Annotated in this window: 10 protein-coding genes; 6 read left to right on the top strand and 4 right to left on the bottom strand. The window is 46.0% G+C overall.

Features of this window, described 5'->3' with window-relative positions; genetic code table 11:
- Positions 1-64: 64 nt before the first annotated feature.
- Both helD and ACFOGI_RS06275 read right to left on the bottom strand, forming a co-directional pair.
- Positions 65-2,341, bottom strand: coding sequence for an RNA polymerase recycling motor HelD (gene helD, locus ACFOGI_RS06280; RefSeq protein WP_390270107.1), 2,277 nt, complete (start codon positions 2,339-2,341; stop codon positions 65-67).
- 1 nt (position 2,342) lies between these two features.
- Positions 2,343-2,516, bottom strand: coding sequence for a hypothetical protein (locus tag ACFOGI_RS06275; RefSeq protein WP_390270104.1), 174 nt, complete (start codon positions 2,514-2,516; stop codon positions 2,343-2,345).
- A gap of 123 nt (positions 2,517-2,639) precedes the next feature.
- Here ACFOGI_RS06275 and ACFOGI_RS06270 point away from each other — a divergent pair, with 123 nt between their 5' ends.
- On the top strand, positions 2,640-3,269 hold the full coding sequence (locus ACFOGI_RS06270; protein WP_390270101.1) for a class I SAM-dependent methyltransferase: 630 nt from the start codon (positions 2,640-2,642) through the stop codon (positions 3,267-3,269).
- A gap of 180 nt (positions 3,270-3,449) precedes the next feature.
- Complete coding sequence (locus tag ACFOGI_RS06265; protein ID WP_390270099.1) at positions 3,450-4,505, top strand: FUSC family protein; 1,056 nt, start codon at positions 3,450-3,452, stop codon at positions 4,503-4,505.
- A 128-nt stretch (positions 4,506-4,633) separates the two neighbouring features.
- Here ACFOGI_RS06265 and ACFOGI_RS06260 read toward each other — a convergent pair whose 3' ends face one another.
- Both ACFOGI_RS06260 and argH read right to left on the bottom strand, forming a co-directional pair.
- On the bottom strand, positions 4,634-5,908 hold the full coding sequence (locus tag ACFOGI_RS06260) for an MFS transporter (RefSeq protein ID WP_390270096.1): 1,275 nt from the start codon (positions 5,906-5,908) through the stop codon (positions 4,634-4,636).
- A 219-nt stretch (positions 5,909-6,127) separates the two neighbouring features.
- Positions 6,128-7,549 (bottom strand): argininosuccinate lyase, encoded by a 1,422-nt coding sequence (gene argH, locus ACFOGI_RS06255; protein ID WP_390270093.1) that lies wholly within the window; start codon positions 7,547-7,549, stop codon positions 6,128-6,130.
- 274 nt (positions 7,550-7,823) lie between these two features.
- Between argH and ACFOGI_RS06250 the strand changes: the two genes are divergently transcribed.
- The 4 genes from ACFOGI_RS06250 (at position 7,824) to ACFOGI_RS06235 (ending at position 12,214) form a co-directional block, all read left to right on the top strand.
- Complete coding sequence (locus tag ACFOGI_RS06250) at positions 7,824-8,984, top strand: ROK family transcriptional regulator (RefSeq protein ID WP_390270091.1); 1,161 nt, start codon at positions 7,824-7,826, stop codon at positions 8,982-8,984.
- Positions 8,985-9,034: 50 nt separating this feature from the next.
- Positions 9,035-10,357: an extracellular solute-binding protein gene (locus tag ACFOGI_RS06245; RefSeq protein WP_390270088.1), complete on the top strand. Its 1,323-nt coding sequence runs from the start codon at positions 9,035-9,037 to the stop codon at positions 10,355-10,357.
- A gap of 64 nt (positions 10,358-10,421) precedes the next feature.
- Positions 10,422-11,387, top strand: coding sequence for a carbohydrate ABC transporter permease (locus tag ACFOGI_RS06240; protein ID WP_390270085.1), 966 nt, complete (start codon positions 10,422-10,424; stop codon positions 11,385-11,387).
- Positions 11,388-11,404: 17 nt separating this feature from the next.
- Entirely contained in the window at positions 11,405-12,214 is an 810-nt protein-coding gene (locus tag ACFOGI_RS06235) for a carbohydrate ABC transporter permease (RefSeq protein WP_390270082.1), read from the top strand.
- The last annotated feature ends 41 nt before the right edge of the window (positions 12,215-12,255 follow it).

Genomic DNA, 12,255 nt, shown 5'->3' with positions numbered 1-12,255 from the left:
CGTATACGGGTCCGTACGTACGGTGGTGTGAGAGGACGGAGGTTAGTCACCTCCTCCTACTCGATTAATCTTGCAGGTAGATGGTATCTTGTTCATCCAGGCGGAAGGCAGAACGATGCCGTCCAATCAGGCTCAGACTATGCATACCGCGGGTTATAGTTACGTAAAGTAATTTCAGATCTAGTTCATGATCGGAATAAGTTTCGTCAAAAGAAGTAATGATGACCGCATCGAATTCCAGCCCTTTGGCCAGATATGAAGGAACAATGACCAAGCTGTGTTCAAGTTCATCGGTGTCTTTTAGAAGCTGCACATCCATCTGCTTCTTCAACTGTTGATAGATCCACTTGCATTCCTTTTCGGTTTTACCAATCACAGCTATAGACCTGAAACCCTTCTCCTGCTCCTGGTGTATCTTCTCAGCTAATTCTTCCAACAGCTGTTTCTTTGTATCAACAAGAATTATGGAAGGTTTTTCTCCATGCCGCACCACCGGTTCTGCAGCCGGAAGGTCCTTACCCAGCTTCCCTAATAATGCATTCGCCAAGTCCATAATCTCTACTGTTGTCCGATAGCTTTTCTGCAGTGTCAGATAATTGGCGTTCGGAAGAGCATGGGAAATAAATGAGGCCCAGTCTTCTGTTCCACGATAGGCATGAATTCCTTGGGAGAGGTCTCCGAGAATGGTGAAAAGATTTGTTCCGGTCGCCCGGCGCAATGCACGGATTTGCAGAAGATTATAATCCTGTCCTTCATCAATAACAACATATTTCATTTTCAGCTCTTTCGGAATGCCTTTGATATATGTATGCAGATATAAAATGGGAGCCAGATCTTCCAGGTCAAATACATTCTGCTTTAAGCCGGCGGATTGTATGGTCAGTTTTTCAATTTCCTGTGCACTAAAATCATCTCCCGCATATTTTTCTAATAGCTTACGGTCGGTCAGGAGTTCCTTGTAATAATCAATCCCGTGTTTTTTCGGGAACTTTTTCATATAATCGGCAACCATCTTTTTTGTGACACCCTTTACTTCCGCCGTACGCTTTTCCTTATTGTCCAGCAGCCGTACCATCTTTTCCCGGCGTTCTTCCCCTTTATAACGGGAGTTAATTTGGTCATACCTCTCTTCAAAGCTTTCTTCAATCTGTTGAAGAATTTTCTTTTTCCGTTGTTGGAAATTGGACTTCAACAGTTCTTGGATCTTCTCCTTCCGCTTTTCAAACGGAAGATATTGGTAATCCTTGATGAACAATTGCCTCAGTCTTTTAGACGGATAGAGACGGAATCTGCTGATAAACACATCATCTTCCGGTACATAATTGTTGCGGATATCCTTCAGGTAACGCTTCAGGATATTTTCAAACCGGATGGACCCTTTCAGCTGAGAGACCCATTTAATATCTTCCTTCCCTTCAGTTTCCGGAGATATCAAAGCCTTGAGCTTTTCATTCGCATCCGTTAATTTCAACCGTTTCCCTAGACAGGCAAATACATAATCCGAAAAAGTCGTCTGCCTTATTTTCTCCACTCCGAGTTCTGGCAGTGATTCCGCAATAAAATTGATGAACATCTTATTCGGAGCGAGAATCATCATCTCCTCCGGTGCTACTTTTCCGGAATAAATATAGATGAAATAGGATAGCCGATGCAGGGCAATGGTCGTTTTCCCACTTCCTGCAACTCCCTGAACAATCATCGGCTTCTGCAAATCAGCCCGAATCACGTTGTTCTGTTCCTCTTGAATGGTTGCTACAATATCATTGAGCCGCTTATCGGATGTCTCCGACAGGGAGCGCTGCAGAAGCTCATCACGTGTCGTTACATCGATATCCCTAATTTCTTCCAGTTCGCCATGCTCAATCAAATATTGGCGCTTAAGTGCCAATTGCCCCCTCTGTTCCCCTTCTTCCGAGTCATAGGAGACTTCCCCAAGCCGTCCGTCATAGTAAATGTTAGCAATCGGAGACCTCCAGTCGACGATGACCGGTTCTTGGTTATCACGCCGATATAGGGAAACTTTTCCGATATAATAGGTTTCCGTCTGATGGGCACCGTCCCGGTCGAAGTCCACCCTTCCGAAATAAGGCTTGTGCTTAATGTTGCTGAGATTCCGTATATCCCCCTGTATCAGTTCCAATAGCCTAGCATTTGTAAGTATATTGATATAACTCAGACTGCTGTCCAAATGATCAAGATTGACAAAAGCATCTTTGATATTCTCCTTGTATCCTCCCTGTGTAGTAGAAGCCACTTCCAAGATGGACTGAATGTAATCTTTCGTGTATTCCAGCCGATTTTTCTCATTTTTGTAATCCGGGTGATCCTTCGGTGAACTCACTCTACCTTCCCCTTTCCTGTTTCTTCCATGCAACTCTTGCCTTTTCCTTCAATATTGCAAGCTTGGTGATATAATTTTTCCGTTCCTCGATGTCTTCTATTTTCTTTATTTCCCTGGATAATTCTTTATACAAAGCCTGGTCATCCTCTGGTAAAGCTGTAATATATTCTTCCATGTTACGATGCCTCCGTTCTGCATACCGATTACTTCTGAAACATCCTTTCTATTATAACTGAGTATAATCTGTTATAATTCAATTATACCTCAACCTAACTATTGAACAAAAGCGGTGAAGAACATGTTAGCAGATACAGGAGAAAGAGTCATTCCTGAACAGATGAAAATTACCAACGGCCTGCTCCTGGAACATCTGGCCAGATATCATTTTGCTGCAGACTTTGTAAAAGGACGAGTCCTGGATATGGCCTGTGGCAGCGGTTATGGAACCCATATTACGACAAAGCTGTGCAAGAAGCGGGTAACGGAAGTGATCGGTGTTGATATAGCCGATGATGCACTCGAATATGCCAAAAAGACTTACTATCATCCATTATCCAGCTATGTGAAGGGGGATGTGACCGATCCCGGTTTGCCGGATGATTTAGGTCTGTACGATACCATTCTCAGTTTTGAAACCATTGAACATGTAAAAGAAGAAGAACAGTTTCTGAAGAATATTCATCAGATGTTGAAACCAGGTGGAATTCTGGTTTTATCCACCCCCTTTGGCAAAGGAAGAGGGATTGAATGCGGCTCTCCCTTCCACGTCCACCAATTGACAGTCGAGGAATTTAAAGGGCTCTTTGATGATTTTCCGGATCTGTCACCTTCCTTTTATTTTCAAAAAGGGGTGCTGATTGAACCGGATACTGTTGAGCTGAACAGATATTACCCACTCGGTTTGGCAGTCTGCCGGAAAGATGGGTAACCGTCCATGTACAGAATGAAAAGCAAGCTGAACCTTCCGATGTTTTCGGGAGGTTTTTTTACGGGAAAAGAGTGGGGTAGAGTTAACCAAAGCTGCAAAAAACGTGTATAATCAAATACGTGTTACAATCGCTCTTTGAGAAAGAAAAAGAGTGATCATCAACTCAGAGGTGAAACATACATGGATTTTACAATCGGGCCAAGAATGGTGAAAACCGGATTGGCTGTAGCTCTAACATTAATGATTACTTCCCTTCTCTCGCTAGAGTTGGGATTCATCGGAGCCATTGCCTCCATCATGGCCATGCGGCCGTCGATCATGCGCTCGTTTACTTACATCAAGGATGTTGCTCTAGCTAATACGGTCGGTATTGTCTTCGCTATTCTCGGAGCGATCTTGATCGGTACAGAACCAATTGCCATCGGTTTTGTAGTGATTATTTCGATTGCAGTTATCATTAAACTCGACTTGGAGAACACCGTAAACCTGGTAGTGCTGATGGTTGTCACACTGATGGCTTCCAGTACCGGAAATGAAATTGACATGGTTTACGCACTGCAGCGGGTCAGCCTGGTGGCAATCGGGGTATTGTCGGCATTTGTTGTCAATGCCGTCATTTTCCCGCCAAACCATAAGAAGATGCTGTATAAAATGATCAAAACATCCAGTGACCGTTCCCATCTTCTGCTGCGTGCGATTCCGAACAAGAAAATGAGCATCCCGCAGATGAAGGAAGATGAGGATACACTGGAAGAGCAAATCAAGAAAGCAAGGGATTATTACCAAATAATTTATGATGAGCGGAACCGCATGTTTATTCGGAATAGGCTCAGCTTTCTGCGGACAATTATTGTTTATAAACAAATGATTACTGTGCTTGAGAGGCAGTACACACTGATCGAGAGCCTTGACAGAAAGCTCAGTGAAATTGAGGATATGTCGGAAAATAAGTCCTTTCTTATTAAGAAGCTGATGGAAGAGATCAATAACTACAGCGAGAATATTATGATGATGTTTGAGGGGAAAATTATTCTGGATAAAGACCTGCAGCGGGAGACGAAGTCAGCGATGCGGCTGACCATCAATGATTTGATCACCGAGCTGCAGGGATCGGATTTTCAGAAGTGGACGAAAGTCTTCCCTGTCGCTAACAGTATCATTGATTTGTTCACTGAACTGGAAAGACTGGAGAAACTGGTGCGTGTGCATCAGACGAAAGAAGAAAAGCGAAAATAGATGAGTTGTGGCGGGGATGCTGGGGACCGAGTGAGTGTGCATGTGGCATGAGTTGAAGTGCTGGCGCCCGCCTAAAATAAATGGGGTCCGGATGTAAATCCGGGCCCCATTTATTTTAGTGGTCAGGTTCAACCTTCTTGGGTATTCTCTTTTTGGGGTTTTTTAGCAAGCAATGCGCTGATGATTCCGATGCATGGGAAGACTAGAGACAGTAAGAGAACCTGGTTGTAGCTTTGGAACAAGTCATAGCCAACACCGAATGGCAGCGGTCCTAATGAAGAGCCGATCACTACGATGGTCATGCCGACCCCGTTGATGCTTCCAATGTATTTTCTGCCAAAATAATCGGGCCAGATGACATTGGTGCCAATGCGCTCGAAGCCATTTCCCATCCCCCAGACGACCCCGAACAGGATGGCCATCCAGAAGGAATTCATCACTACCAGCAGCAGTAAGAGAATTACCTCAATGATGAAGATGAAGACGAGCAGATAATTCGTGCGTATTTTTTCTGTAATGAAGCCCGATACAAAGGACATCGGAATGCCGACAAGCGCCATCAGGCTCAGCACCATCGCTGCCGTGCCTGCAGAGAGATCATTCGTTGAGAAAATGGAAACAATATGGAAAGTGATTCCGGTATTGACCATGGAAGGAATGCCTACACAAATCAGGATCAACCAAAAAGCACGTGTCCGGGTCGCTTCCTTGAGTGTAAAGTCCACTTCCGCTTGAGGGAGCGGCGCAGACATGGACGGCCCCTTATTTTCTGTTGTTTTCTCCAAATCACCATCAGGGGTCAATCCCATTTCCTCCGGCCGATTGCGGACGCCGAACAGGGCAATCGGTACAAACAGTACAAGCAAAGCAATGCCCCAGAACCTCCAGGCAAACTGCCAGTCCCATGTCTGAATCAGCCATGCATTGATGATCGGAAACATGGAGGCACTGGCGAAGCTGCCCAATGTCATAAAACTGAATGCCCGTCCCCTCTTCTTTATGAACCATTGGGAAACCAATGTATTCGGGATCAATGACATACTTCCCTGACCCAGCAGACGGATCAGGAAGAATCCCACCGCAAGCATGAAAACATTCGTGACGATACTGTTGTAAAAACAAGCAATCGCCAACAGCGACCCAATCAGCACCATCATCAGCCTCTGTCCTAAACGGTCAATGAACCGCCCCACGAACAGCATCAATAATCCGGCACACAGGGTAGCTCCAGAATAGATGCCGGAGACCTGGGATCGAGACCATCCGAACTCCTGTATATACTCGTCGATAAAAATAGAATTGGAGTAGGTCTGACCAGGTCCGGAGAAAAATACCCCCATTCCGGCAATAAACACAATCACCCAACCATAATAGAATTTCTGTCCTGCTTTCCTGAAAGCCATTTGCTGCACACCTCTTCAAATGTAAAATCATTAATCATAATAGATGAAATAATTCGATATCCGAACGACTTTACTATTATATCAACAGAAAGTAGCTAACTAAAGTAAATAGCTGGGGACTGGTTTGAAGAGCACTGTATTTCACATGCTCCACGCCGGGACGGTTTTCCTCTTGAACTCATAGAAAAACCCCGGCTGAAAAACCGGGGTACTAGCAATCTATCTAACAGATGTTTTTAGCTGCTGCTTTCTGCGATGGATCATTTCCCGGACGACATCGGGATTCGGTCCGCCGGTAATACTCCTCCTTCGTACGAAAGCTTTCGGATCAATAATAGCCTGCCAGTCTTCTTCAGCCAACTGGATATCATCCAACCACTGGTTAACCAGGGATAGCGGCAGTTCGTACAGCTCCATTCTTTTTTCATCTGCCTGCTTGGCAATGATGCTCGCCTTATGATGAGCTTTGCGGAATGATAGGCTGTAATCCCTTGCCAGGACGTCGGCAAGCTCCGTTATGGTAATCATATTTTCCCTTGCCTGCTGCTGGGCCCGTTCCTTATCGAAGTCCAGCGTAAGAATCACCGCACGCATGAGACGCAGCACTCGAATCGCTTTACGGTAGCCACCATACAAATGGGGCTGCATATCATCTTCGGTATCATTGATATCCCCATATGGGGTGTTATGAATCATATGCAGGACGGCCATTCCCTCCGCTGCTGCACTGCTGGCAATCGCCCGCGAATGTTCGATGGAGACAGGATTCCGTTTCTGCGGCATAATGCTGCTGATTTGTACATAGGAATCCGACACCTTGATCAATCCGACTTCCTTGGAGGCCATCCGGAGGAATTCCTGCAGCCATCTGCCCATATTGGTCATCAGACTGACCAGTGCCTGGGCAGCTTCTATCAGGTAATCCCCCGCCCCAATCGCATCATAGGAGTTTTCAACCATCCCGTCGAATTCAAGGAGTTCCACCATTCTTTCCCGATTGATTGGAAAGCCGGTCGTTGTGATAGCCGCTGCTCCCATTGGTGACTGGTTGACCGTTCGATAGGCATTTTTCAATCGATCGATATCCCTTGAAAGGTTGTCATAAATGGCTGTCAAATAGTGGCCGAATGTCGTCGGTTGGGCGGGCTGTGTATGAGTGTGTGCCGGCATGATCGACTCCACATGGTGCTCCGCCTGGAAGAGTATGACCTCCCTCAGTTTTTCCCCTTCGACCATCGCCTGCTTCAGGTAATTACGGATAACGATCCGGTACATCGCTTCCCCCATGTCATTCCTGCTTTTAGCAATATGCATCTTCCCGGCAAGCTCATCACCAACATGCTCACCGATACGCGACTCTACAAGGAAAAACAAATCTTCATACTGGGCTGAATAGACCAGTTCGCTGCGGTCCATCTGCTCTACTTTATCGACACCCTCCAGGATGGCATTCCGTTCTTCCTGAGTCAGAATTCCCTGCTCTGCCAGCATGGTAGTATGTGCCCGGTGAATCAGAAACATCGCTTCAAACAAATGCTCCCTCTGATCCTCGAACACCGGTTTGAGGAGTTCCTCTACATAGGTTTTGCCAGGAAAAGCCGTTCCATCGGTCTGTTCAAATTCTTCTCTCAGCTTACGCATCCAATCAGCACCTTTAGACGAATATTGGTTAGTAAATCTTACTTACTAATTACAAAAGTTAGAACCATTGTATATAAAAGCCTTTACATTTGTAAAGTACTAATTTTCACAAAAAATAAATAAAATAGCACTAGGGACTCAGTACTCAATTCAGAAAGCGTTGACATATTAAAATTTTCTTAGTATTATGTTATCTAATTAATAAGTAAAGTTTACTAACTTAGTCAGTTGGAAGGGGAAGGAGTGAGAAATCATATCTATCCATAACATTCAAGTGAATGCCAATTCCATCAAGCAGCTGAATAAGCGGAGAGTGTTGCAATATATCCAGCGTCATCAAGGGCACTCCCGCGCTGATATTGCCAAGTCCTTGGAAATCAGCAAGCCTACCATTTCCAATCTGGTGGATGAACTGCTTGCGGAAGGCTGGATCAGAGAGAAAGAGAGTTTGAAGGCAAGCTCTTCCGGCGGGAGAAAACCGTACCAGATTTTTTTCATCCAGGACGCCGCCTATCTCATCGGAGTGGATATCGGCGGTACATCTGTGGAAATGGCTGTGATGGACCTTGCCGGCAACGTCCAGAAGAAGTCCTGCTTCCCTACCCAGGGTTTCACAGGAGAGAAACTGACCCCTAAAATTGCTGAGGCAATCAGACAGCTGATCCAGCAATGCGGGTTGCAAGAGAATCAGGTATTCGGTGCAGGTGTCGGCGTACCAGGAATTACGGACGTCAGCAAGGGGATGGTAATCGATGCTCCAAGTGTCGGCTGGAAAAACGTCCCACTTAAATCTGCTCTCGAAAGCCTCCTTCCCTTCCCCATCTACATAGACAATGATGTGAATGTAGCTGTTTTGGGCGAACTGTGGAAAGGAACCAGCGCAGACAAAGATAATATGCTGATGATCACCCTTGGCACGGGGATCGGCTGCGGCATCATCATCCATGGAGAGCTGTATCGTGGTGCGACGTATGCTGCAGGAGAAATCGGCTATATGGTCACAGACAAGAACATGGCCGAAAAGCATTATGAACAGACATTTGCCGGCTATGGCTTTCTAGACAGCCATGTCGGAGGACCAGCCATTGCCAACAGAATGAAAATGGTGGAGAAACAGGCAGCAGCACCCACCGCCAAGCAGATTTTTCAACAGGCTGCCGATGGAAACGAAAAAGCAGTGGAAATCCTAGAGGAGTCCCTGTCCCATCTCGCATTTGCCCTGATCAACGTCATTTCCATCATTAACCCGGGCAGGATCATACTTGGCGGCGGGATTTCCAAATCGATGCACCGTTTCCTTCCGATATTACAATCAACCATAGAAAGGCATGTACCAGTGCAAACCGCCATTGCAATTACGGAAGTGGAGGATGTCTCTCTCATTGGAGCAGGATACCTGCTTCTTAAGGAGCATGACTCCGTCCTGAAGGTTTAGTCTTAAAGTGACTTAGGTCCTTTAAAATAATTTTTATTGGGGGTTTTTATATGTTTAGAAAATGGCATTATGCACTCTTGTCCGCATTCCTGCTGGGGATGCTCGCTGCGTGTTCTGGAAGCGGCGAGGAATCGTCCGGGGAGGAAGGTTCTGATGGATCAGACGGTTCTAGGGATTCCGGGGATGAAATCACCCTGGAATACTGGCAGTATGCTTTCGATTCCAAAGTGGATCTAATGGATGAACTGATTGAAGAGTTTGAAGCGGATAACCCGGGAATCAATGTAGAACAGACCAATTTCCCATATGACCAATATAACGAGCAGGTCGCCGCACAGGTGCCTGCAGGCAGGGGACCGGATGTGATCAACTTGTTCTACGGCTGGGTTCCTACTTATGTGGATGCCGGTTATTTGCAGCCGCTCCCACAGGATGCTTTCCCGCATGACGAAATTGAAGATGAATTCTTCCCGCTTGTAGAAGCGACCAAAATGGATGATGAATACTGGACGATTCCGACAGCGGTCAGGACGTTGGCTCTGTTCTATAATAAGGACCTCTATGAAGAAGCAGGATTGGATCCTAATTCTCCACCAGAAACATGGGGGGAACTGGAAGAGTATGCTGTAGAGCTGACCAAATCGGAAAATGGGCGCCTCGAGCAGTCAGGTCTTGCCTGGGAACCTGCCCAGCAGGGACACCACTGGCTAAGAGACGGGCTGACACATCAAGCTGGCGGCCAAGTACTTAGTGAGGATCGTCGTGACGTTGTATGGGCAGATGACCCGGCAGGACTGGAAGCTTTTGAATACTGGCTCAGCTTCCCTACGGAACTAGGGACATCCGAACAAGGTTTCTATACGGATGATGTCACTGCTTTTGTCACCGAAAAAGCCGCTATGAATATTGATGGCTCTTTCCGGGTAGGTACGTTGCAAAATGATGCACCTGATTTGAATTATGCAATTGCACCACTTCCGGCAAAGGATGAGCAGTCCACCAATGCTTCCTTCTGGACCAATGGCATCACTGCTGGTGTCGAGGGAGAAAAACTGGATGCTTCTATTAAGTTCCTTGAATTTCTGACAAGTGAAGATGTTATGGAAAGATGGCTGGACGCTACCGGGGAACTTCCTGCCAAGGAAGCTGTCGCCATGCAAGACAAATATGTAGAAGATGAAATCTATGGACCATTCATTGAATCTCTTCCATATGCGAACGCTCATTTCTTTGTAGATGAAACAAGGGAAAGGGATATCGTCATTGACGCAGCCAACCGTGTTCTTTTGGAAGGTGCTGACACGGAAGAGGCCTTCAATGAAATGGTAGAAAAGACGCAGGAACTCTATGACGAGTACTGGAGCGATAAATAGGTCTGTTTGGACGGGGATCAAGGGCATCATGCCTTTGGTCCCTATCAACTAAAGGAGGTGCATCATGGAACAACTCAAACCAACACCCGGGAAAGAAGATAAAAAGCCGGAGAAGAAACCCGGATTTTTCCATAAGCTGAAGAACAACCATAAATATCAAAAATACTTATTCATCTATGTCTCCCTTCTGCTTCCGATCATTTTCTATCTCGGCATCCGGATTCTGCCGACTTTATATACATTCAACGTGGGGTTCCGGGATTGGAATCTATTGTCTACCGGTGAGCAACCTTTTGTGGGACTGGATAATTATGCAACATTGTTTCAGGATGAAGTATTCATTCGGTCCATTTTCAATACATTGATCTACATTGTCCTTGGTGTTTCAGGACAGCTGCTGTTCGGTGTGATTGTCGCCCTGCTGCTCCATAAAATCAACCGGTTTGTCGGCTTTTTCCGGGTCATCTATTTCATTCCGTATGTTACCAGTATCGTTGCCATCAGTTGGGTCTTCCAATGGATTTTGATGGGGAACGGTTTTATTAATGACATGCTGATCAATCTCGGTCTGTCGCCGCAGCCATTCTTGCAATCACCAGACCAGGCCATTTATGTGATTACTGCTGCAATGATTTGGCAGTCGATCGGTTTCCAGATGGTCTTGTTCCTTGCCGGTCTGGAAAACATCCCGGAAATGCTGTACGAAGCAGCAGACATTGACGGTGCCACTGGCTGGCAGAAGTTCTGGCATGTAACCGTACCGTTGCTCAACCCGACGATTGTATTTTCAGCCGTCATCGGAACCATCACCTTCATACAAGTTTCCTTTACGCAGGTGGTGAATATGAGTGTCGATGGCAGTGGAGGTCCATTAAATTCTACGGTATCTGTGGTCGTCTACATCTATCAGCTGGCCTTCCGTCAATTTGATATGGGACTTGCTTCCGCGGCCACCGTGATTCTGTTCCTTTTCATCATGGCATTGACCATTTTCCAAATGAAGGTACTGACCAAGAAATTTGATTACTAGGAAGGAGGCTGGTCACAATGAAAACGAGGAAAATACTTCCATATCTGTTGCTTATTATCGGGGCCGTCGTGATGCTCTTTCCATTCATCTGGATGGTATCGACTTCTCTTAAAGCGCCTGTTGATATATTCAACCTGAATATTATTCCGGAGAACCCGACCTTGGAAAACTATATCCAAGTGATTGAAGAAAGCATGTTCATCCGCTGGTTCATTAATAGTATCATCATTGCCTTGATTACCACCCTCAGCGTCGTCTTCTTCGATACACTGGTCGGTTATATCATCGCCAAATTTTCGTTTATTGGTCGTAATATCCTGTTCATACTGATTCTGAGTACCTTGATGGTACCGACGGAAATGTTGATCATCCCATGGTATATGATGAGTTCAGAGCTCGGTTGGACTGATACATATTGGGGAATCTTGTTCCCTGGATTGATGACCGGGTTCGGCGTGTTCCTTATGAAGCAGTTCATGGAGCAGATCCCGGAGGATCTTCTGAACGCTGCGCGGATTGACGGAATGAATGAATTCGCCATCTTCTTCAAGATAGCCATTCCACAAGTATGGCCGGCCATTTCAGCGCTTGCCATCTTCAGTTTCCTGAGCAACTGGAATGCCTTTCTCTGGCCGCTTATTGTCATTGAATCTTCAAGCTTGCGCACACTTCCTGTCGGGCTGTCGTACTTCTCTTCCGGGGAAGCAGAATCCCAATGGCATCTGATCATGACAGGGGCGACTATCTCCGTCATCCCGTTGATCCTTGTCTTTATCTTGCTGCAGCGCCATATCATCAAAGGAATCACTCTGACAGGCATGAAATGATGATGTCTCAGAAATCAGAAAGCCCTATCCCACCTTGGGAT

The sequence above is a fragment of the Virgibacillus xinjiangensis genome (genome assembly GCF_042643145.1).
In the GTDB taxonomy this organism is placed as follows: Bacteria; Bacillota; Bacilli; order Bacillales; family Amphibacillaceae; genus Virgibacillus_O; species Virgibacillus_O xinjiangensis.
This window is presented reverse-complemented; position numbering and strand designations above follow the sequence as displayed.

Coding starts and splice junctions, on each gene's coding strand:
- ACFOGI_RS06275 (WP_390270104.1), bottom strand. CDS start 2,516: ATGGAAGAATATATTACAGCTTTACCAGAGGATGACCAGGCTTTGTAT.
- ACFOGI_RS06270 (WP_390270101.1), top strand. CDS start 2,640: ATGTTAGCAGATACAGGAGAAAGAGTCATTCCTGAACAGATGAAAATT.
- ACFOGI_RS06265 (WP_390270099.1), top strand. CDS start 3,450: ATGGATTTTACAATCGGGCCAAGAATGGTGAAAACCGGATTGGCTGTA.
- ACFOGI_RS06260 (WP_390270096.1), bottom strand. CDS start 5,908: ATGGCTTTCAGGAAAGCAGGACAGAAATTCTATTATGGTTGGGTGATT.
- argH (WP_390270093.1), bottom strand. CDS start 7,549: ATGCGTAAGCTGAGAGAAGAATTTGAACAGACCGATGGAACGGCTTTT.
- ACFOGI_RS06245 (WP_390270088.1), top strand. CDS start 9,035: ATGTTTAGAAAATGGCATTATGCACTCTTGTCCGCATTCCTGCTGGGG.
- ACFOGI_RS06240 (WP_390270085.1), top strand. CDS start 10,422: ATGGAACAACTCAAACCAACACCCGGGAAAGAAGATAAAAAGCCGGAG.
- ACFOGI_RS06235 (WP_390270082.1), top strand. CDS start 11,405: ATGAAAACGAGGAAAATACTTCCATATCTGTTGCTTATTATCGGGGCC.